Raw genomic sequence first — 21,022 nt, 5'->3', positions numbered from 1 at the left:
CCGCCATGACCATCGCGACCCTCAGCCCTCATCCTGAAGGCGCCCGCTACACCGTCCGGCCGCTCGGCAGCGCCGACTTCGCCCACCTCCAGCGCCTCGAGTCCGAGATCTGGTCCGGGGACGGGGCAGGCCAACTGTGCCCCCACTACCTGCGCCTCTGCACCGAGCTCTACGGCGACTGGTGTTTCCTGGCCATGGATGGCGGCCGGCCCGTGGGCTACGTCCTCAACTTCGTGAAGGGGACCACGGTCTACTGCGCCACGCTGGCCGTGCATCCCGACTTCCAGAAGGGCCGGGTGAACTACCTGCTCATCCGGGCCATGGTGGCCAAGCTGCTCCAGGAGAACGTGGAGGAGTGCCGGTTCCTGGTGGAGCCTGGCAACGATGACGCCCGCAGCGTGCACCACGCCCTCGGCGCCCGCGTGGTGGCGGAAGTCCGCGACTACTACGGCCCCGGCGACACCCGGCTCTGGTCCGCCATCACCCGAGACGACCTGGAGCGCGTGCGGGCCCGCTACACCCGCCTGAAGCTGGTGAGCTAGTGAGCTGGGCCGGCGTCCTCTGGCCGACCTTCGCCCTGCTGCCCCGGCTGGCGGCCGGGGCGGAGCCGCAGCCCGGCCTGCATCGCTGGGCGCGTCGGCTCCTCCCGGCCCTGGGTGTGGACCTCGAAGTGGCGGGATATCCCAGGAGAGACATCCCCCTCTGGGTGGCCAACCACCTCAGCTGGGTGGATCCCGTGGCCCTCATGAGCCTCCGCCCCATGGGCACCATCGCCAAGGGCGAGGTCACCGGCTACCCCGTCATCGGCCGCTGGGCGCGAAAATCCGGCATCCACTTCGTGGATCGAGACGACGCCACCAGCCGGGCGGCGGCTCTGGCCCGTTTCGCCGCCTCGCTGCGAGAAGGCCGGGACATGCTGCTCTTCCCGGAGGGCACCACGACCCGGGGCGAGCGTCTGGCGCCGTTCTACGAGGGTGGCCTGCGGACGGCTTTTGAACTGGGCCTTCCCGCTCAGCCCTTCCGCCTCAGCAGCCCGGCTCCCCACTACCCGTGGACCGGCGAGGAGACCCTGCTGCCGCACCTCCGCACCCTCTTCACCACGCGCACGCCCCTCACCGTGGTGGCGGAGCCACCCCTTCATCCGGCCGGATTCAAAGATCCGGACCAGTGGATCGATGCCTTCCACGCCGCCCTCGAACCTCGGAGCCGCCATGTCCACTGATGTCCTCATGCAGGGCCTCCGCACGGGGCTCACACCCTTCCTGGGCCTGCCCCTTGTTCTCGACCCGCAGCCCGCTACGGGCGTGGTGCTGGGGGCGCCCTGCGACGCCGGCGTGATCAACCGCCCGGGCGCCCGCCTGGGGCCCTGGGCCCTGCGGGCGGCTTCCATGGGCCTCGGGACCCATCCCATGCCCGACCATCTCCGCGAGGGCCGCCCACGTCTGGGTCCCGGCGCAGCCGACGGGTGGCTGGATGGCGGCAACATCCCCACCCTGCCCTTCTCTCTGGCCGAAGCCATCGAGACGGTCCAGGCCACCGTGGGCGCCTGGGCCATGACCGGCTGCCGCACGCTGATGCTCGGCGGCGATCACAGCCTCACGCTCGGAGCCCTGCGGGCCCTGGCCCTCCAGCACGGTCCCCTGGGCCTCCTGCACCTGGATGCCCACCCGGACGCTGGCGAGGGCGCGGCCTGGGGCACGGATCTCCATCACGGCACCTGGGTTCGGCAGGCCCTCGAGGAAGGTCTGCTCGATCCAGGACGGGTGGTGCAGGGAGGCCTGCGCGCGCCCCGGTTCGACGACGGCGAGCTGGGCTATCTCCAGGCCGCCGGGGTGCGGATGTGGACGCCCGCGGACCTGCGGGACCCGCGCCTGGCCTCGCGCCTTGCCGCCGATATCGCCGCCGTGGGCCGGGGCCCCGCCTACCTGAGCCTGGACCTCGATGCCCTTGATCCTGTCCTCGTGCCCGCGGTGGCGGAGCCGGTCCCCGGAGGACTCAGCTTCGAAGAGACCGTACGTCTCATCCAGGCCAGCCGCCTGTGGACCAATCCCTGGGTGGGTGCGGACCTCATGGAACTGGCTCCCATGCTGGATGGCGCTGACACCAGCGCCAGGATCGGCGCCCACCTCGCCCTCCACCTCCTTGCCTGAGGTCCCCATGAGCGCCCTCGACGCCTTCCGCACCTGTCATGGCGAACCCGGCTGGGATGACATCGTCATCGGCCACGACTTCGGGCTCCTCGAGGCCGCCGAGATCCAGGCCTGGGTGGCGGGCGAAGGCCCGGCGGCCAGGCGGCTGCGCCTGCTGTGGGGCGAGGCCCTCCGGACCTTCGAGGCCCACCTCTGGGCGGCCTGCGCCGAGGCCGTGGGCAGGACGCCGCGACCGGGGAGCACGGGCTGGTCCCGCGCCCAGGATCGCTGGCGGGAGGCCCTCCTGCGCGAAGCCCTGGCGGGAGAATGCACCGCCGCGCAGCTGGCGGCCAAGGTGGAACGCATCTACGAACAGGTGGGCTGTCCCGAGGACATGCTGCTCATGCTGCGCCCGTCCCAGCCCTGGTCCGGCACTCCCGCGACAGTGGATCCCAAAGCAGTGCAACAGTTCCTAAACAAGACTAGTCCCTCCTCATCCAATCGGACGAAGCCTGGATTCTAAGGTTGTGGCACCCTGTGGGCTCCCCGGAGTCCCGATGCCCCTGTCCGACCCCAGGCTGGACCAACTCCTGACCGGCGGCGCACCGAACCTGGAGCAGCTGCTGCGGTGGCTGCTGGAAGCTTCGCCGGTGAGCTCGGTGGACGGGGAGCCCCGGCGCACGACGCGGCTGCGGCGGCTCCACGGGGGCCTGGTCTTCCGGGGGCTCACGGGCCCGCTTTCCGACGCCTGGAATCACGCATCGGCCATCCGCCTCCTCGCCGAGACCGGCCTGCCGGACCGCACCACCCTGATGGGCGAGGGCTTCCTGCGGATCGTGGACCGGATCATCCCCCGTCTCGATCCCGAGGGCGACCTCTACGCGCTGCTCGACCGCCTGCACCTGGATGAGGAGGATGCCGCCTGGGTGGAAGGCCTGCCGGCGGATCTCAAAATCCTGTGGGCTCCCCTGCTGGCGCCTCCGCCGGACATCTGGGCCCATGCGGCCCGCCTGCTGGCCCACCGGGCGGCCGCCGTGGGCCTCTCCCGCGACCTCCTGGCCCTGGATCCCGAGGGCAGCGACGCCGATTCACCCTTCTTCCGCCTCACGAGAGTGGTCCACGATGTCGGGGAGCACCCCCACGATCCCGCCGCCCGGGCCGCCTGGGAGGCCTGCTGGACGGCCTGCGTCGCGACCCTGGCCGAGGCCCACGCCCGACTCGACGAGCGTGGCGTCTCCACGGACCTGGTGTTCCGGCTGGAGCTGCTGGAGGCCCAGCTGACGCGGATCGGCCAGATCCTCGATTTCGCGGCGGGCCGAGGGGATGGCGCGGCCTTCGCGGCCGAACTGGTGCGGGGCAGCGCCGCGCAGCATGGGCTGTTGTCCCTCCTGCGCACCACCGTCAAGCGCCTGGCCCGCAAGGTCGTGGAGCACACGGGTGAGACCGGTGAGCACTACATCGCCCGGGACCGGTCCGAGTGGTGGGCCATGGGCCGGTCGGCGGCGGGTGGCGGCCTTCTCACGGCGGGCACGGCTCTGTTCAAGGTCGGCCTTTCCGCCCTGGCCATGGCGCCCCTGCTCTCCGGCCTCACCCTGACCGCCAACTACGCGGTGAGCTTCTGCGCCATGCAGCTCCTGGGATTCAGCCTGGCGTCGAAGCAACCGGCCATGACGGCCTCGGCCCTGGCACGGGCCCTGGAGATCGATGATGGCCAGACGCGGGAGATCGAGCTGGTGGCGTCCATCACCCGCACCCAGGTCATCGCCACCCTGGGCAACGTGTTGATCACCATGCCTGTGGCGGTGGGTCTCGTGGCGGCGTGGGTCTGGCTGACGAGCCACTCGCCCCTGAACCAGGAATCAGCCCTCCACAGCCTGCGGGGCACCCACCCCTTCCACGGCTGGACCCTGGTCTTCGCGGCGCTCACGGGCGTGCTGCTCTGGCTTTCCAGCCTCGCGGCCGGGTGGACCGCCAACTGGAGCGCCTACCGCTGCCTGCCGGAGGCCCTGGCCCAGAATCACCGCATCCGCTCCTGGCTGGGGCCCGAGAAGGCCGACGCCCTGGGCCGCTTCATCCAAAAGCACCTGGCGGGTTTCGCGGGCTACACGGCGCTCGGCGCCCTGCTGGTCTTCGTGCCCATGGCCTTCGCCTTCGCCGGGATCCATGTCGAGGTCCGCCACGTCACGCTGCAGGCGGCCTCGCTGGCCCTGGGCTCCGCCACGTTGTGGTTCCATGGATCCCTGGCCTGGTCGGATGTCCTCTGGAGCCTGCTGGGCATCGGCCTCATCGGGGTGATGAACTTCGCCGTGTCCTTCGCCCTCGCGCTGTGGACGGCTTTGCGCGCCCGCGATCTCAGCGGCCGGGCGAGCCGCCGCCTCTGGTGGGACATCCTCAGGGCCTTCAACCGGAATCCGGGACGATTCCTCCTCCCGCCGCGCCGGGATGCTACCCTCGACAGCCGCCTCCCCGGAGATTCCCATGCGTAGCGTCTTCCTCCCCATCCTGCTGCTCGCTTCCACCGCCCTCCCCTCCGCCGCCCAGGACAAGCCCGCCCCCGTGCGCCTGACGCCCTTGCGCGTCAGTCCCGCCTGCACCGTGTCCCAGGACATCGGCATCAGCCGGATCGAGGTGGCCTTCGCCCGCCCCGCCGTGAAGGGCCGGCAGATCTGGGGCGGCCTGGTTCCCTACGGCCAGGTGTGGCGGGCCGGCGCCAACAGCGCCACCACGATCACCCTCAGCCACGCGGCGCAGGTGGCCGGGAGGGCCGTCCCTGCAGGCACCTACGGGTTCTTCGCCATCCCCGGCGCGAAGACCTGGACGCTCATCCTCAACAAGAAGGCCAAGCAGTGGGGCGCCTACGACTACAAGGCCGAGGAGGACCTCCTGCGCTGGGAGGCTACCCCCCAGGCCGGCCCCTTTCTCGAGTACCTGGACTACCGGGTGGTTCCCACGGGTACCGGCAGCGCCACGGTGGAGCTGGGCTGGGAGAACCTCCGCGTGAGCTTCCCCGTGGTGTTCGACACCAAGGCCATCTACTGGGCCCACCTGGAGGACACGCTGAAGAAGGCGCCGGACACGGACTGGGTGCCCTGGTACCAGGCCGCGGCCTACTGCCAGGCCCAGGGCATCGAGCCCCAGAAGGCCCAGGCCTGGATCGAAAAGAGCCTCAAGGCCGGCGACAGCTTCTGGAACCACGAGACGGCCGCCCGGATCTACAAAGACGCCAAGCGCATGCCCGACGCCCTCGCCCAGCTCCAGAAGGCCATCGACCTCTCGAAGGGCAAGGCCCCGAAGGAATACACCGAGAACCTGGAGAAGGAACTGGCGGTCTGGAAGGGCGGGAAGTAGGGCTCAGACCCCCTTCTTGTCCGCCCCCCAGATGACTTTGTGCAGCTGCATCTGGACCCGTACGGGAAGGCCGTCGGCGACAACCTGCTCGGCGAGCCAGGCGGGGTCGAGGCTGCCCCAGACGGGGCTGAAGAGCACCTCCAGGCGATCCCACACCTTGCGCTCGGCGCACCAGGCCCGGGCCCATTCGTAGTCTGCCTGGTCGCAGAGCACGAACTTCAGCTCGTCCTGCCCCGCCACCATGTGGTCGAGATTCGTTTCCAGCCAGCGGTGGACCTCCCCGCTGCCTGGGGTCTTGCGATCCACGATCTTGATGACCTCCCGGGGCACCGGCGCCAGATCGTGGCTGCCAGCCGTCTCCAGCGCCACCTCGTAACCCAGGTCCAGCAGGGCCCGCAGCAGGTCGGGGGCGTGGGGATGGGCCATCGGCTCTCCCCCCGTGAGCTCCACGAACGGGGCGCTGGGGCCCTTCCGCGGGGGGCCGAGGCGCTGCCGGGTCTCGATGAGGAGCTCTTCCAGACTCCGCAGGGTCCCGTCGTAGAAGGCGTACTCCGTGTCGCAGTACGAGCAGCGCAGGGGGCAGCCCGTGAGGCGGATGAACAGGCAGGGGCGTCCGATGCGGGCGCCTTCCCCCTGGATGCTGTGGAACACCTCATTGACTTTGAACTTCATGTTCACCCAACCTGCTTCATTGTCCTCCGCTCCCGCCCTGCGGGCGATCGCGGGGCGCCCATGACTACCCCCGGATCGGACGCGCCACTGGCGCGTTCGCGGACGGGGCCCCGTCCCTCCCCCTGGATGCTGTGGAACACCTCGTTGACCTTGAGCTTCATCGATCCACCCAGCGCCGCCCCCCGTCCAGGGTGAGGATGTCTCCCGTGAGGAAGGGGCTGTCGGCGGCGTAGCGCACCGCTCGGGCGAGATCCGCAGGGTCGCCCAGGCGCTTCAGCAAGGTGCGGTCCGCCAGGAACGCCTCATCGCTGCCTTCCGCGGGCAGGATCGCTCCCAGGGCGTGGCCCACCACGCGCACCTTGGGCCCCAGGAGCTGGGCGAGCCCGGGCACCAGGGCCGCGAGCCCGGCCTTGGCGGCGCTGTAGGGCAGGCGCTTCAGCCAGGGATGGTGGATGGACGTGTCAAGGAGGACCTGGATGCAGGCGCCCTCGCCAAGGTGCGGGGCCAGGGCCTGGGCGCAGAGGAAAGGAAAGCTGAGGTTCATGCGCCAGGTGGCATCGAGCCGCTGGGAGGTCCAGGTTCCGAGCGGCTGCTCGGGGAAGGTCCCGGCCAGCAGCACGGCACCTGAAATCAGTCCGCCAGCCGCCTTCACGGACTGGAGATCTGCCATCATTCTGGAGCTCACCTCCGGGTTCTCGGCATTCCATACAAGCGTCTGGATCGCCGCCCTCTTCGAAAGGTCCTCCACCCACGTTTCCCCATCCCAGGGTTCCGAGCTGGTCAGCACCAGATCATGGTCCCCGGCCAGATCCTCAGCCAGGGCCCGCCCCAGGCGCCGCCGTCCTCCCACCAGCACCCAGCAGGGCCTGCCGTTTCGCGAGATCCGCTCCATCGGGGCATTCTTCCACAAAGGTCCCATGAACCCCTACCTCAAACGCATCCGCTGGCGCCTGCTGTGGATCAGCTTCGCCTGCCTCGTGCTCGCTCTGGGGTCGTTCGGCCTGAACCAGTGGGTGTACGCCCCCTCGGACGACCAGTGTTCCTGGGTGGTGGAGAACGGCAAGATCGTCATCCGCGAGATCCTCCCGGACGGGGTGGCGGAGGAGGCCGGACTGCTCGAGGGCGATGAGCTCCTGAAGATCCAGGGGCGCGCCTTCGAACCCACGCTGGAGGGGACCCTCAAGGCGCAGCGGTTCATCAACGCCAAATCCCAGGGCACCATCCTGATCTACACCGTGAAGCGCCAGGGGCGGGCGATCCTGCTTCCCATCCGGCTGGTGAAGCCCCTGGATCTGGAGCAGGTGGCCCTGCTCCTGAACGGCATCCTGGCCTGGGCCATCTCCCTCCTGGTGGTCCTGTCCGCGCCCGAAAGGAAGACAGCCCGGCACTTCTTCTACCTGGCGGCCACGGCCCTGCTGATGTCGGGCGCCACCGTGGGGCTGAACGCGCCGGAGGCCCTGCGCATCGCCGTGGGCATCATGGCGTCCATCACGGCGGCCGTGCTCCCCCCACTGTGGGTCCACTTCTTCCTGCGCTTCCCGCATCCCTTTCACCTGCGCAAGAACCGGCGATTTCTCCAGGCGCTCTACGGAACATTCGCCCTGGTGGCTCTGGTGCAGTTCCTCGTGCGCCTCTGGGTGGTCCTCAGCGACGGTAAGCTCCACACGCCCGCCGGCACGCCTCCGGAGGGGCTCCTCAAATCCCTCCTGGCTGGCTTCGGCTACCTGCCCATTCCCCTCTACCTCGGGGCAGCGCTGACGGGCCTGGCCTTCTTTCTCGTCGGTACCTTCCGGACCCACGAGCGCTTGCGCCGGGCCCTGTTGCCTTCCCTCATCGTGACGGCGGCGCTCTGCCTGGATCTCCTGGCCTGGACCGTGCTCCGGGCGCGGTACGGCAACAGCCTCCTCTTCCGTCGCCAGGTCTTCATTTTCATGCTGCCGGTGCCGCTGTTGCCGTTGAGCTTCGCCTTCGCCATCTTCCGGCATGGCCTCTTCGAAGTGCGGAAGGTGCTGCTGCGGTGGGTGAGCTACATGGCCATCCTGGCGCTCACGGTGGCGCTGTACCTGGGCGGGCTTGCATGGGCCTTCTCCCATCTCTCCTCCATCCCGCCGGGTTGGGCTGGCGCCCTCATCGGGCTTCTGGCCCTGCCCCTGGGCTGGGCCCTGCGCCGCCTGCTGAAAGGCATCCGCCGCCGCTTCCGGCGGGACTTCGCCAGCACCCGCGAGATCGCCCTCAGCGCCGTGCGCGAACCCCGGAAACGCTTCAGCGAGGAAGCCCTGCTGAAGTCCCTGCGGAAGGCCCTCGACGAGGCCTTCCGGCCCCAGTTCCTCGAGGTGCTGCCCATCGAGTCGCGGCAGATCCTCCTGCCCGCCGCCGAGTCCATGGATCGGGAGGATCGGCGCAGGCACTTCCCGCCTCAGCCCCTCCGGATCCCGCCAGGACTCCTCCGGCTGGCCCGGGAGAACCGCGAGCTGGTGCTGGGACTGGGCAGCGAGGAGGCCGACTGGATCCGCGAGCAGGGCGAGGGTCTCCGGGCCCATGTGGACGCCCTGGAAGCCCAGCTTCTGCTGCTGATCCTGGCCGGAGACCACCCGCACAGCGCCGTGCTGCTGGGTGGCAAGTACTCGGAGCTGAACTATGGCCGCGAGGACCGCGAGCTGCTGCGCGAGGCGGCCCTGGCGGCCGGCCAGGTGCTGGAGACGGCCGTGATGCACCAGCGCCTGTTGGCCCAGGAGCGCCTGAGCCAGGAGCTGGAGACCGCCAGGCGCATCCAGGAGGGCCTCATCACCTCCCATCTACCGCCCATTCCCGGATTCCAGGTGGCCCTGCGCCTGGAACCCGCGCTGGAGACCGGCGGGGACCTGCTCTTCGTGAAGCGGAGGCCCAGCGGCAAGTGGCTGGCGGCCGTGGGTGATGTCTGCGGCAAAGGCCTTGCGGCGGCCCTCTACATGGCCCAGGCGACCGCCCTGCTCGAACAGGCGGCCCAGCGGGAGGACCAGGGGCTGGAGGAGATGCTCCGCGCCATGGATCACACCCTCCGCCAGCTGCTGGGTCAGAGGGGCTTCCTCACCCTCGTGCTGCTGGAGTGGGATCAGCAGGGGAACTACCGGCTGGCCCGGGCCGGCCATCCGGGCGCCCTCCTGCTCCAGGGGGTCGTGGAGGACTGTTCGACCGAAATGACGCCCCAGGGCCGTGGCCTCGGCCTCCGTCCGGCGGCCCCGGGGAACTGGGAAGTGGTCGAAGGCGTCCTTCCCCCCAAGGGCTGGGTGGTGCTGTACAGCGACGGCCTGTCCGAGGCGATGAACCGGGAAGGCGAGCTCTATGGCGTGGCCCGTCTCTGCGGCCAGCTCCGCCGCCTCTGGGGCACGGGCAGCCCCCGGGCGGCCTGCGAGGCCATCTTCCGGGATGTAGCGTCATTCGATACTCAGAACCGGGATGACCGGACTCTGTTTATCCTGGGAAGGGAGCATTCATGACCCGCCGCCCACTCCAATGGACCATCCCCACCCTCCTGGTGCTCCAGCTGCTCATGCTCTGGCTGCAGGGCGCCCAACTCCACCGCCAGAACCAGGTGATGCAGGGCCTGCGGGAGGACATCCAGGCCCTCACCGAATCCCTGGATTCCAGCCAGGGCCCGGTTTCCGACAGCGACGAGTGTGATGTGGTGCCCGCCAGCACCGGACCCAAGGTCCAGCCCCAGAGGCATGTCGCGGTTCTGGGCATCCAGGAGGAACAGGAGGCTGCGGCCAAGGAGCTCCAGGCCTCCCGTGAATCCGGCCAGAAGGCCGTGAAGGATGCCCGCGAGGCGCAGTCCAAGATCTCCATCGAAGAGAACGCCAGGAAGGCCGAGGAGGCCAAGAAGGTCCAGGCCGCCACCAGCTCGTGGATGAACTGGGCCTGGGGCGCCATGGGCCTGGTCGCAGCGGCCCTCGTGGCCCGCGCGGTGATTCGCCGGAGGGGCTGATGTCCCTGCTCGAATACCTCCGCCTGGATCCGGAGTGCCGGAACCTGGCCGAAGGGGCCATCCACGCCGTGGCGCCGGCCCTGGAAGACCCCGATCCCGCCTCGGTGGTGATGCAGCTCAACGAATGGGCCTTCACCCTCGCGGGGCGCATGCCCCTGCCCTGGGACACCGGCCGGGCCCTGGAGGCCCTCAACCACCTGCTCTTCGAGGAGCTCGGCTTCGACGGGGATCGAGAGACCTACGACGATCCCCTGAACGCTCTGCTCCCCGCCGTGGTGGCCCGGCGCAAGGGCCTGCCCATCTCCCTATCCATCCTGTGGATCGATCTGGCCCGGCGCATGGGCTTCGATGCCGTGGGCGTGGGCCTGCCGGGCCACTTCATTGCCGCCCTGCGCTCGCCGTCCGGCCTGCTGTGCTTCGATCCCTTCAACCGTGGGCGCGCCGTGGGCGAAGAGGGAGGCGCTGCCCTGGTGAAGGCCGCCAGCGCCGGACGGATCACCTTCCACCGCGACATGCTGAGGCCCGCCACAGACCGCCAGATCCTCATCCGCCTCGTACGCAACCTCCACCTGCGGTTCATGCACGCCGAGGACTGGGAGGAGGCCCTGTGGACGGCCACCCACCTGATCCTGCTGGATCCCGGCGATGCCCGGTCCCACAAGGAACGCGCCTTCGTGCACCTCCAGAGGGACGAACCCGCCCCCGCCCTGGCTGACCTCCGCGAGGCCCTGCGCCTCAGCCAGGACCCCGATCCCGAGATCCGGGCCTGGCTGCAGCAGCTGGAGTCCTCCAGCTAGATCGCCCTCAGGCAGCCGGATCGGTCCGTTTCCGGACGGCGACGACCACGTCCGTGCCTCGGTGGAGGAAAACGATCTGCACCCGGACCGAACCAGTTGGAAAGTGGAAGGTGAACTGGAACGTCCTGGAAGCATCTTCCCTCTCGCAGAATTCGCGGAAGACGCCCTGGAATTCCCGGACCGAGGTGCAGGGGGCGATCTCGGTGAAGAAATGGCGGCCGATCACCGCGCTGGGCTCGCGGCCCGCGAGCGCGCCTTCCGCGGGGTTATAGGCGAGGACGGTCCCGTCCTTGGCCAGGATGATCACCCCGAACGGCAAGTCGTCCAAGGCCTCCTCGGACAGATCCGGAATGCGAAGCAGCTCCCGGTAGCAGGCGCGGCAGATGCCATGGGAATGGTCGACCTCGCTCTGGCCGACCACGGCTCCGCACCACGCACACAGCACATCACCCATCGCAACCCCGGCTCATGGAAAGTGGATCGGAGCGGCCTGCAGGGCGGCCCGCGCCGCGCCACCGGCCACTCGCGACCGATGGCACGGGTCAGCGGGCCGCATCCACCATCCGGATCAAGGCCGTCTCCACCTCACGGGCGGTGGGAAGCAGCGCGGGATCCTTCGACAGGCCCTCGAGCAGATCCGAAGGTGGAATGAGGCCGATCCGGGTGCGTCCCTGATCCGTGTAGACGGAGATGCGGCAGGGCAGCGCCATGTTCAAGCGCAGATCGAGTCCAAGGACCTTGGATGCCTGGCCCGGGTTGCACACCTCGAAGACCCGGCAGGCCTCCGTGAATGGAAAGCCCTTGCTGCGCAGGGTGTTCCCCAGGTCGTGGACGTGGAGCACACCGAAGCCGCCGGCCTGCACCGCAACCTCCAGGTCGGCCGAGGCCTGCTCGAAGGGTTTTTCGGATTCGACGATGTAGTACATCTCCGCCTCCTGTCGATCACGTGCACGCCATCATACAGAATGCGGGGGCCGACCGGCCCCCGCATTTAAACCTGAAAGCTGACAGCTGACGGCTACTTCTGCTGTGCCTCCACGACGGTGAGCGCCGTGAGGTGGATGATGTCGTTCAGGTCGCTGTGGCGCTGGAGCACATGCACAGGAGCGGCCATGCCGCAGGTGATGGGGCCGATGACCTCGGCGCCCGCCAGCCGCTGCACCAGCTTGTAGCCGATGTTGCCGCTGGTGAGGTCGGGGAAGATCAGCACGTTCGGGCCGCCCGGGAGGTCCACCCAGGGGTAGCTCTCGGCCAGGATGCCATCCCCGAGGGCCGTGTCCGCCTGCATCTCGCCATCGCACTTGAGGTCGGGTCGCTGGACCTTGACGATCTCCACCGCCTTCTGGACCTTGCGGACCAGGGGATGGTCCACGCTGCCGAAGTCGGAGAAGGACAGCATGGCCACCTTGGGCTCCATGTTGAACCGATCCTTGGCCAGGTCGGCCGTGAGCAGGGCGATCTCGGCCAGTTCCTCGCTGCTGGGCTCGATGTTCATGGTGGTGTCGGAGAAGAAGAGCACGCGGTTCTTCAGCACCATGGTGTAGACGCCGCAGACGCGCTTGACGCCCTTGCGGGTGCCGATCACCTCCAGACAGGGCCGGATGGTGTCGGGGTAGTACATCGTCAGGCCCGCGATGAGGCCGTCGGCCTTGCCCAGGCGGCACATCAGTGCGCCGAAGTAGATCGGCTCGAGCACCTTCCGGCTGGCCTCGTCGCGGGTGACGCCCCGGCGCTTCCGCAGCTCCAGGTAGGCGTCCTCCGCGTCCTTCCGCCAGGAGACGGTGGCGGGATCCTGGATCTCGACGCCCTCGATGGAGATGCCGTGATCGGCGGCCACGGCCTTCACCTTGGCGGGATCGCCCAGCAGGATGGGCACGCAGATGCCTTCGTCCACCATCTGGGACACGGCCTGCAGGATCAGCGGGTGGGTGCTCTCGGGGAAGACCACGCGCTTGGGATTGGTCTTGGCCCGGTGGACCACGCTCCGGATCACGTCCTTGCTGCGGCCCTGGAGGCCTTCGAGGCGCTCCTTGTAGGCCTGCATGTCAGGGATGGGCTGCTTGGCGACGCCGTTCTCCATGGCCGCCTTGGCCACGGCCGGAGCCACCCACAGCAGCACGCGGGGATCGAAGGGCTTGGGGATGATGTACTCGGGACCGAAGGTGAACTTCTGGCCCGAGTAGGCCTTCACCACGGCATCCGGCACCTCTTCCTTGGCCAGGGCCGCCAGGGCCTTGGCGGCGGCCAGCTTCATCTCCTCGTTGATCTCCGAGGCGCGGACATCGAGGGCGCCGCGGAAGATGAAGGGGAAGCCCAGGACGTTGTTCACCTGGTTCGGGTAGTCGCTGCGGCCCGTGGCCAGGATGATGTCGTCGCGGGTGGCCTTGGCCGTGGGGTAGTCGATCTCGGGATCGGGGTTGGCCAGGGCGAAGACGATGGGGTTCTTGGCCATGCTCAGGAGCATCTCGGGCGTCAGCGCGCCCTTGCTCGAGCAGCCCACGAAGACATCGGCGTCCTTGATCGTGTCCGAGAGCGTGCGCCAGTCGCTGGGCTTGGCGAACTTGTCCTTGTACTTGTTCATGCCCTCCTTGCGGCCGGTGTAGACCAGCCCCTTGGTGTCGCAGAGCCACAGGTTCTCGAGCTTGACGCCGGCGCGGATCATCATGTTGGCGCAGGCGATGGCGGAGGCCCCGGCGCCGCTGAACACCACCTTCATGTCGCCCAGCTTCTTCTTCACGATCTCGGAGGCGTTCATCAACGCTGCCGTGCTGATGATGGCGGTGCCGTGCTGATCGTCGTGGAAGACGGGGATCTTCATCTCCTTCTTCAGGCGGGTCTCGATCTCGAAGCACTCGGGGGCCTTGATGTCCTCGAGGTTCACGCCGCCGAAGGTGGGCTCCAGGGCCTTGACGACCTGGCAGAACTTGTCGATGTCCTTCTCGTCCACTTCGATGTCGAACACATCGATGTCGGCGAAGCGCTTGAACAGGACTCCCTTGCCCTCCATCACCGGCTTGCCGGCCACGGCGCCGATGTCGCCCAGGCCCAGCACGGCGGTGCCGTTGGAGATCACGGCCACCAGGTTGCCCTTGGCAGTGTAGGTGTAGGCAAGCTCGTTGTCCTTCTCGATCTCCAGGCAGGGTTCCGCCACGCCCGGGGAGTAGGCCAGCGACAGGTCCCGTGCGGTGGAGCAGGGCTTCGTGGCAATGACTTCGATCTTCCCCTTCCGTCCCTGCGAATGGTAGTCGAGGGCTTCCTGCTTACGTTTCATGGCCACACTCCTTGAATTGAGTGCCCTCATTTTGGGCTGAATGCCACCAAGCTTACACCTCGTGTTGCGCGATCCTGCCTGCAAGGTCATCAATCCACGCCTTTGTTGCACGGATCACAAGAGATGCTTTCGCGATGCGCCGCGCCGGAGTACGATCCGACGATCCCCACCCGGAGTCCCCATGCGCGTGCTGCCCTTCATCCTGCCCTGCCTGCTGGTTCTTCCCATGACCGCCCAGAAGGCCAAGGCCCCGGCCAAAACCGCCTTGCCCGCCAAGGAAGACAAGGTGGACTGGGACGGGGAGTGGACCCTCTCGGCTTCACAAAGTGACAAGGTCGAAGAGCGCATCGACGAGCACGTCAAGGACCTGAACTTCGCCATGAAGCTCCTCTGGAAGAAGAAGCTGCAGGGCGCTTGCCGGGAGTTCAACAAGCTCGACATCCTGGCCGGCGAGACCTTTTCCGTGACCATGGGGAGGGAGCGCCCCATCGATACCCCGGCCGACGGCACCGAGAGCGACTGGAAGCGAAGCGACGAGAAGGTGTTCAAGGCCACCCTCACCAAGGACGGTCCCACCATGGTCCAGACCATCGCCGGCGACGGGTACACGCTGAAGTACGTCTACTCCATGCGGAAGGACGGCAACTCGCTGGCCCTCCAGGTGACCTATACCCACCCCAAGCTGGACAATCCCTTCAGCTACAAGCTGGTCTTCAAGCGGAACGACTGAGCCCGCTCGGGCACACTAGGCGGATGCGCAAGCTCGCCCCGCCGCCCCTGCCCTGCCGGCCCCCCTGGTGGGCTCCATCAGGCCACCTGCAGACCATCCTCGGCAACTACCTGCCCGGAGAGCCCTCCCGCCATCCATCCGAGCCCTTCCGCATCCTGCTGCCCGATGGCGATCAGCTCACCGGCCGCCACTACCCTGGCGAGACAGACGCGCTGGTGATGGTCTTCCATGGCCTGGGAGGCGATGACCAGGCCCACTACGTGCGCCGCACGGTCGCCCTCGCGCGCAAGCTGGGCCACCATGTCTGGGCCGTGAACCACCGCGGCTGCGGCGAGGGCCGGGGCCTGGCGAAGCATCCCTACCACAGCGGTTCCGGCGACGACCTGGGCGCAGCCTTCACCGCCGCCCGGGAGCGGCATCCGGATCTCCGCCAGCTGGCCATCGGCTACTCCCTCTCCGCGAACGCCCTCCTGCTGAACCTGGGCGACGGCCTGCCCAGACCAGTGGCCCGACCCGATTGTGCGATCGCCGTGAACCCACCGGTCGATCTGGGCGCCTGCTCCCTGGCGATCCACACGGGGCTCAGCCGCCTCTATGAGCTGCGTTTCATCAAGCGCTGCCGCAAGGCCATCCGCCAGCGGGTGGAGGACGGACTCATCCCGGACATCTACCGGACCGGCCCCTTCATGAGCCTGCGCGAGTTCGACGATGCCTACACCACGAAGGCCGCGGGCTTCGAGGACGCCGACGACTACTACGCCAGGTGTTCCGCGCGACACCACCTGTCCAAGATCACCGTGCCGACGGTGGTCCTCATGGCCAAGGATGATCCCTTCATCCCCTGGGAACACGCGGCCGGGGCCAACCCCTCGCCTGCCGTCCATCTCCACCTGGAGACGCATGGCGGCCACATGGGCTACCTCAGCCGTGATCTTCCTGGCCACCGCTGGCTGCCCTACGCGGTGGAGCACTACGCCAAGGAATTGCTGCAAGCCTGAAGGCCTCCCTCTGCATCAGTGGGAGCCCACCGCCACCAGCGCCTTCTCGGATCCCGTACCCTGCATCCAGAGGAGGGACATCCCTTGGGGGGAGACCGCGATCCTGGGTGAGGAGCAGGCTCCTTCCCGGCATTCGGCCATCACCTTCGGCTTGGACCAGGCCCCCAGGCGAGTGAGGAGCACGACCTGGTCCCCGTCCTTCCCATGCTGCACCACCAGGGCACCTGCCCGCCCGTCGCTGTCCAGGCCGATGGCATAGTCATGGCTCCGGCCTCGGCTGCGGTCGAGACATGCCGCGCCTGACTCCCAACCACCATTCTGGAAGGCCCTGGCCAGCAAGTGCGAGCCTTCCCCGCTCTCGCGCTGGCACCAGGCGGCCAGGGCCTCCCCGGACCCGTTCATGACCAGACGTGGCAGCGATATCTCCTGGGCCTTCGCCAACGTGGTGGGCTCCCGCCACTCTCCCGCCACGACATCGAAGAAGCTGGCTTCCAGAATGCTCCGCTGGCCGTAGGGCGCGTGAACCCAGAGCGCCACGGCATTCCCATGATCGTCCATGGCCACTTGGTGGTGGCGGGAGGCGTGCGTCACCACGGGCATCGGACGGTCGGACCAGATCCGATCCTTGGGCCAGTGATGACTGGCCAGCAGTCCGTCGAAGAGGCTGTCCCGGGCCTCCCAGACCACCATGGCGTGCTCGCGGTGATTGACCGCGAGCTGTGGCGAGGCCGCGGGATCCGAGGCCAGTCCGAGAATCGTGGGCCCTTTCTCCCAGGCCTCACCCCTCGTGTCGAAGGACTGGACCATCACTTCGATCCTTCCCACCTTCTCGTGAAGCCAGACCACCAGCGCGTTGCCCCTGCGGTCCACGGCGACCTGGAGCTTGCGGACCCAGCCAGGCGTCCGGAACACCACATGCTCCTGGTTCTCACTGGATCCGAGGGTCTTCCCGAGGATCTGCCGTTCCTCTCCGAGGTCGGCCAGCCAGACGGCCAGCCCCCGGCCTTCATGATTGATCGCCAGGCGCGGCGTGGTTCCCGCGCCGAAGGGAGTGCGCCTGAGCGCCGGCGCCGAGACGGCCCCCACGGGCAGGGTCCACAAGGTCCCGTGATTCTCCCAGAGGGCGATCCCCTGAGCCCGGTGATCCACGGCCAACCGGGCCTCGCCCAGATCCCCGCGGTCAAGGTGAGCTGGCCTCGACCATGTGCTGGCGGACGAGGCTTCCGGAGCGGAACGGAATCCCCGAGTCAGGCGCTTGAGGAGGTCCAGGGACATGGTGCGCTTCCATGCTGGTCGGATAGGGGCTGATGGGCTCAGGCCACCTCACCACGCACCGACGACCATGTCAACAGAGGCCTATGTCACGATGAGCCTACTTGGCATTTATCGATGCATTCCAATCCCATACCCTCCCTGCCGCAAGGCCTCCACAAGGCCTGGAAGCAGACCAGCCACCGCCCGGATCTGCGGGTCAGTGGTGCCCAGCCCCAGGCTGAAGCGCACGGTGCCTCGCGCGTGGGCATCGGGCACTCGCATGGCACGCAGCACATGGCTGGGCTCCCGCATGCCCGTGCTGCAGGCGCTGCCGGTGGACACGCAGATGCCGTGTTCCGCCAGCTTCAACTGCAGCGCTTCGCCCTCAAGACCCGCGAAACCCACCAAGCTCGTGTTGGGCAGGCGGTCCGTGCCCGCGCCGTGGATGCGAACCTCCGGGATCTCCGCGAGGATACGGGCCTCCAGGGCATCCCGCAGGCCGCGCACCCGGTCCATTTCCGGCAGTCGCGCCAGGGCCCGTTCCGCGGCCCTGCCCAGACCCACGATGCCGGGAACGTTCTCCGTGCCCCCGCGGCGGCCCCGCTCCTGGGAGCCGCCCAACATGAGCGGCTTCAGCCGCACGCCCCGGCGGATCATGAGCAGGCCGGTGCCCTTGGGCCCATGGAACTTGTGGCCGCTGAGGCACAGGAGATCCGCGCCCCAGGCTGTGGCATCCACCGGGACCTTGCCCATGGCCTGGGTGGCGTCCACCAGGAAGAGGGCGCCCTTCGCCTTCGCGACCTTACCCGCTTCGGCCACCGGAAACAGCACGCCGGATTCGTTGTTGGCGGCCATGACGGCCACCAGGGCCGTATCCGGGCGCACGGCGGCTTCCAGGGCGGCCAGGTCGAGTCGGCCCTCCCCATCCACGCCCACGTCCGTGGCTTCGCCGCCCTGGACCCTCCACCAGGCCACCAGGGCCCGCACGGCGGGGTGCTCCACGGCGGTCGCCACCAGGTGGCGCTTCGTCGGGAAGGCCTCCCACACGCCACGGAACGCGTGGTTCAGGCTCTCCGTGCCGCCGCTGGTGAAGACGATCTCCGCAGGCGAGCAGCCCACCAAGGCTGCCGTCTGATCCCGAGCGGCCACCACGGCGCCATCCGACAGGTGTCCGAGGGCATAGGCCGCGCTGGCATTGCCAAAGCGCTCTGTGAACCAGGGCCGCATGGCCTCGAAGGCCTCGGGGTCGAGGGCGGTGGTGGCGTTGTGATCGAGGTAGATCAGGTCCATGGGCCCTATTGTTTCATCCCAGCGCGCTCGTGGAGAAAGGCCAGGGCCAGGGACCAGGGCGGCCGGCCCGGGGTCAGGGGCAGGCCGTTGTGGGTGGCCCGGGGGACCTCCCAGATCCGGACGGGCCCCGGGCATCCCTGGGCCAGGCGCCGCCCCTGTTCCGCACCCACCACCTCGTCCTGCCCGGCGATCACCACGGCCACGGGTCCGCGGTAGCCGCGGATGGCCCCCAGGCTGTCCCAGCGATCCCGCAGGATCAGCTTCATGGGCAGGTACGGATAGTGACGGGCGGCCACCTCGGTCATTCGGGCGAAGGGCGCGGCCAGGAGGAGCCCCGCCACCAGCTTGGGCTCGGCGGCGGCCACCTGCGCCGCCACACCGGACCCGAGGCTCTCCCCCAGCAGGATCACCGGCGCGCCGGATTCCACCTTCAGCTGCCGCACCGCCGCCCGGGCATCGGCCACCAGGGAGGCCTCCGACCGCTCGCCCTCCCGGGGACCGTAGCCCGGATACTCCAGCAGCACCCCCTCGAAACCCGCGGCCTCGAGCATGGGAAGGTAGTCCTCGCGACCCAGAGCATCGCCCGCATTGCCGTGCAGGACGAGGATCCGGGGCCCGCCCGACCTCGCGGCCCGTCGCCAGCCGAGCACGGCACCCTTTCCGTCACGCCAGGGCACCAGGCGCGCCTCCAGGGCCCGCGGGACGGCCTCCGGCTCAGGCTCGCGATCCGGGAAGTACATCATCCGACGCTGGGCCAGGAAGGCCAGGAGGCAGAGCCCCGCATAGAGCCCGACGCCCCAGGCCAGCAGTTTGAGGAGGCCCGCCGCCCGCATGGGATCAGCCCTCGCGCAGCCGGGCCAGCGCCTCGGCCCGTGCCGCCAGACCCGGCGCCTTGCCCTGGAAGGTCTTCCCCGAGCCGCCCCCCTTGGCGCCCAGGAGCGCCGCCACGGCCTTCCCGAGGGCAGGCACGTCCAGCGCGCACGCCTCGCCCGCGCTCAGCAGGAAGAGGCCCTGCCCGCCGGTTTCCGAGGTGAGGAACACAGCCTTCGTCGGGGCCGCCGAGACCGCCTGCTTCGCCAGCTTCTGGAGGAAGGCCATGTCGCGCCCTTCGAGGTGGGCCTCCACCAGCGCCTCCGGCCGGGTGGCCAGAGCCGTGGCCTGGACCTCGGCCAGGTCATCCTCGAGCCTGCGCACACGGCGCTCGGCGGCTTGGAGCTGGTCCAGCTTGGTCTGGAGGGCGGGTGCCAGGTCCTCGTCCGGCGCGCCCAGCAGAGCCCGCAGGGCCGCATTGCGCTTTTCATGCGCGTCCAGGCGCAGTCTGGCGCGCCTTCCGGCCACATAGAAGAGGCGCGTACCTCCCCGGATGGGTTCGGTGCCCAGCAGCTTGAGGACCTCGATCTCGCCCGTGTGGCGCAGGTGCGTGCCGCCGCAAGTGTTCAGGTCCACCCCGGCGATCTGCACCAGGCGGATGTCCCCCGTGTGCCCCTCCGGCAGGCCCCGGGAGCGCACAGCTTCCAGCTTGTAGGTCTCCGGACTCACCCGCCGCGCCGAGATCCCGCGGCAGGCCCGGATCTCCGCGGCCACAGCTTCTTCCAATACCTCCAGGTCGCGCAGCGACATGGAGGCCGCTGTCACCTCGATGTCGCAGACCGCTGCCCCCAGGTGGAAGGCCGTGGTGCCCCAGCCAAAGCGGTCCTGGGCAACAGCCGTGAGCAGGTGCTGGCCTGTGTGCTGCTGCATGTGGTCGAAACGGCGGGTCCAGTCGAGTTCCATCAAGGCGGGTCCTTCCGCCAAAGGCGAAGCCAGGAAGTGGCGGATTTCGCCCTCCCGCTTCTGGACGTCCAGGACCGTCACGCCGCCCAGCGTTCCCCGGTCCGCGGGCTGACCACCCCCCTCCGGATACAGGATGGTGTCCTCCAGGATCGCGAAGGGACGGCCCTGCTCCGCCCCCGTTCGGAGCACGCGGGTCTCCAGGGTGGCGGCGTAGGGATCGCGTTCGTAGGCGGGGATCGTATCCATGGGACCAGCCTACCTCGGAGTGATCCCCCGGTCTTTTCCCTTCACCGCGCGTGGCCGGACCAGGACCGGCAGCAGCGCCAGTGGCAGAAACAGAAGGAAGATCCGCCCGGGCGGTACCATCCAGAAGGGGGCTCTGGCGAACCAGGCGGCCGCTTCCCGCGTGTTGGCCTGGGGTCCGAAAGCTGCCCCGCCCAGGGCATAGCCAGGTGAAGCGGCCAGGCCTCCCTTCGCCGCCTGAAGACCGAGCGCAAGCCCGCCCATGGCCCACACTCCGATCGAGCAACCGCCCAGTGCGAGTCCACCGATGGCGCAACCACCGATGGCCAGGCCGCCCAGGGCGAGCCCACCGAATGAGACCGTGCCGAAGGCCAAGCCACCGATGGCCAGGAAGGGGCTGAGAGCGAGATCCCCGATGGCGACCCAGGCGCAGGCCGGCCCCTTCAAGTGAGGACTCGCACCGACCTCCGCCACCGCGAATTCGAAGACAGGCAGCCCGAGAAAAACAGTCTTGGAAGTGATCCTCATGACCAGACTCTCCGGGGATGGTCCC

At 68.8% G+C, this 21,022-nt stretch carries 21 protein-coding genes; 11 read left to right on the top strand and 10 right to left on the bottom strand.

Features of this window, described 5'->3' with window-relative positions; all coding sequences use genetic code 11:
• The first annotated feature begins 5 nt into the window (after nucleotides 1-5).
• The 6 genes from ML539_RS04680 to ML539_RS04655 are packed head-to-tail and all read left to right on the top strand — an operon-like array spanning nucleotide 6 to nucleotide 5,477.
• Nucleotides 6-542: a GNAT family N-acetyltransferase gene (locus tag ML539_RS04680; protein WP_243321121.1), complete on the top strand. Its 537-nt coding sequence runs from the start codon at nucleotides 6-8 to the stop codon at nucleotides 540-542.
• Complete coding sequence (locus ML539_RS04675; RefSeq protein ID WP_243321119.1) at nucleotides 542-1,222, top strand: lysophospholipid acyltransferase family protein; 681 nt, start codon at nucleotides 542-544, stop codon at nucleotides 1,220-1,222. Before ML539_RS04680 ends, ML539_RS04675 begins: the two co-directional genes overlap by 1 nt.
• Entirely contained in the window at nucleotides 1,212-2,150 is a 939-nt protein-coding gene (locus tag ML539_RS04670; RefSeq protein WP_243321117.1) for an arginase family protein, read from the top strand. Before ML539_RS04675 ends, ML539_RS04670 begins: the two co-directional genes overlap by 11 nt.
• A 7-nt stretch (nucleotides 2,151-2,157) precedes the next feature.
• Nucleotides 2,158-2,652, top strand: coding sequence for a hypothetical protein (locus ML539_RS04665; protein ID WP_243321115.1), 495 nt, complete (start codon nucleotides 2,158-2,160; stop codon nucleotides 2,650-2,652).
• Between the two features lie 34 nt (nucleotides 2,653-2,686).
• The gene (locus tag ML539_RS04660; RefSeq protein ID WP_243321113.1) at nucleotides 2,687-4,615 is read left to right on the top strand and encodes a site-specific recombinase; all 1,929 of its coding nucleotides are present in this window, start codon (nucleotides 2,687-2,689) and stop codon (nucleotides 4,613-4,615) included.
• Nucleotides 4,608-5,477 carry a DUF2911 domain-containing protein gene (locus tag ML539_RS04655; protein ID WP_243321111.1) on the top strand — a complete coding sequence of 290 codons (870 nt, stop codon included), beginning with the start codon at nucleotides 4,608-4,610 and terminating at the stop codon, nucleotides 5,475-5,477. The genes ML539_RS04660 and ML539_RS04655 overlap by 8 nt, the downstream gene beginning before the upstream one ends.
• A gap of 3 nt (nucleotides 5,478-5,480) precedes the next feature.
• Here ML539_RS04655 and ML539_RS04650 read toward each other — a convergent pair whose 3' ends face one another.
• Both ML539_RS04650 and ML539_RS04645 read right to left on the bottom strand, forming a co-directional pair.
• On the bottom strand, nucleotides 5,481-6,149 hold the full coding sequence (locus tag ML539_RS04650) for a radical SAM protein (RefSeq protein WP_243321109.1): 669 nt from the start codon (nucleotides 6,147-6,149) through the stop codon (nucleotides 5,481-5,483).
• A gap of 157 nt (nucleotides 6,150-6,306) precedes the next feature.
• Nucleotides 6,307-7,041, bottom strand: coding sequence for an SDR family oxidoreductase (locus tag ML539_RS04645; RefSeq protein ID WP_243321107.1), 735 nt, complete (start codon nucleotides 7,039-7,041; stop codon nucleotides 6,307-6,309).
• 25 nt (nucleotides 7,042-7,066) lie between these two features.
• Between ML539_RS04645 and ML539_RS04640 the strand changes: the two genes are divergently transcribed.
• Genes ML539_RS04640 through ML539_RS04630 form a run of 3 tightly spaced genes read left to right on the top strand, consistent with a single transcriptional unit; the run spans nucleotide 7,067 to nucleotide 10,910 of the window.
• Nucleotides 7,067-9,625, top strand: a complete 2,559-nt coding sequence (locus tag ML539_RS04640; RefSeq protein ID WP_243321106.1) for a SpoIIE family protein phosphatase — start codon at nucleotides 7,067-7,069, stop codon at nucleotides 9,623-9,625.
• Nucleotides 9,622-10,113 carry a hypothetical protein gene (locus ML539_RS04635; RefSeq protein ID WP_243321105.1) on the top strand — a complete coding sequence of 164 codons (492 nt, stop codon included), beginning with the start codon at nucleotides 9,622-9,624 and terminating at the stop codon, nucleotides 10,111-10,113. The genes ML539_RS04640 and ML539_RS04635 overlap by 4 nt, the downstream gene beginning before the upstream one ends.
• Nucleotides 10,113-10,910: a transglutaminase-like domain-containing protein gene (locus ML539_RS04630; protein WP_243321102.1), complete on the top strand. Its 798-nt coding sequence runs from the start codon at nucleotides 10,113-10,115 to the stop codon at nucleotides 10,908-10,910. Before ML539_RS04635 ends, ML539_RS04630 begins: the two co-directional genes overlap by 1 nt.
• 7 nt (nucleotides 10,911-10,917) lie before the next feature.
• Here ML539_RS04630 and ML539_RS04625 read toward each other — a convergent pair whose 3' ends face one another.
• The 3 genes from ML539_RS04625 to ML539_RS04615 form a co-directional block, all read right to left on the bottom strand.
• Entirely contained in the window at nucleotides 10,918-11,364 is a 447-nt protein-coding gene (locus ML539_RS04625; RefSeq protein ID WP_243321100.1) for a PAS domain-containing protein, read from the bottom strand.
• Nucleotides 11,365-11,452: 88 nt separating this feature from the next.
• Nucleotides 11,453-11,836 carry a DUF302 domain-containing protein gene (locus tag ML539_RS04620; RefSeq protein ID WP_243321098.1) on the bottom strand — a complete coding sequence of 128 codons (384 nt, stop codon included), beginning with the start codon at nucleotides 11,834-11,836 and terminating at the stop codon, nucleotides 11,453-11,455.
• A gap of 92 nt (nucleotides 11,837-11,928) precedes the next feature.
• Nucleotides 11,929-14,181: an NADP-dependent malic enzyme gene (locus ML539_RS04615; protein WP_243321097.1), complete on the bottom strand. Its 2,253-nt coding sequence runs from the start codon at nucleotides 14,179-14,181 to the stop codon at nucleotides 11,929-11,931.
• 181 nt (nucleotides 14,182-14,362) lie between these two features.
• Between ML539_RS04615 and ML539_RS04610 the strand changes: the two genes are divergently transcribed.
• Together ML539_RS04610 and ML539_RS04605 are read left to right on the top strand one after the other, a co-directional pair.
• Complete coding sequence (locus ML539_RS04610) at nucleotides 14,363-14,911, top strand: hypothetical protein (RefSeq protein WP_243321096.1); 549 nt, start codon at nucleotides 14,363-14,365, stop codon at nucleotides 14,909-14,911.
• A gap of 23 nt (nucleotides 14,912-14,934) precedes the next feature.
• Complete coding sequence (locus tag ML539_RS04605) at nucleotides 14,935-15,909, top strand: alpha/beta fold hydrolase (protein ID WP_243321094.1); 975 nt, start codon at nucleotides 14,935-14,937, stop codon at nucleotides 15,907-15,909.
• Between the two features lie 15 nt (nucleotides 15,910-15,924).
• Here the strand turns inward: ML539_RS04605 and ML539_RS04600 are convergent, their stop codons facing one another.
• The 5 genes from ML539_RS04600 to ML539_RS04580 all read right to left on the bottom strand — a co-directional run bounded on the left by ML539_RS04600 (nucleotide 15,925) and on the right by ML539_RS04580 (nucleotide 20,997).
• Nucleotides 15,925-17,184, bottom strand: coding sequence for a hypothetical protein (locus ML539_RS04600; RefSeq protein ID WP_243321092.1), 1,260 nt, complete (start codon nucleotides 17,182-17,184; stop codon nucleotides 15,925-15,927).
• 108 nt (nucleotides 17,185-17,292) lie between these two features.
• Complete coding sequence (locus ML539_RS04595) at nucleotides 17,293-18,453, bottom strand: aminotransferase class V-fold PLP-dependent enzyme (RefSeq protein ID WP_243321090.1); 1,161 nt, start codon at nucleotides 18,451-18,453, stop codon at nucleotides 17,293-17,295.
• 5 nt (nucleotides 18,454-18,458) lie between these two features.
• Nucleotides 18,459-19,286, bottom strand: coding sequence for an alpha/beta fold hydrolase (locus ML539_RS04590; protein ID WP_243321088.1), 828 nt, complete (start codon nucleotides 19,284-19,286; stop codon nucleotides 18,459-18,461).
• 4 nt (nucleotides 19,287-19,290) lie between these two features.
• Nucleotides 19,291-20,472, bottom strand: coding sequence for an alanyl-tRNA editing protein (locus ML539_RS04585; protein ID WP_243321086.1), 1,182 nt, complete (start codon nucleotides 20,470-20,472; stop codon nucleotides 19,291-19,293).
• Nucleotides 20,473-20,481: 9 nt separating this feature from the next.
• A complete protein-coding gene (locus ML539_RS04580; RefSeq protein ID WP_243321084.1) occupies nucleotides 20,482-20,997 on the bottom strand; it encodes a hypothetical protein in 516 nt (171 codons plus the stop codon).
• Between the last annotated feature and the right edge of the window lie 25 nt (nucleotides 20,998-21,022).

This window comes from Geothrix sp. SG200, assembly GCF_022808935.1.
Lineage (GTDB): Bacteria > Acidobacteriota > Holophagae > Holophagales > Holophagaceae > Geothrix > Geothrix alkalitolerans.
This window is presented reverse-complemented; position numbering and strand designations above follow the sequence as displayed.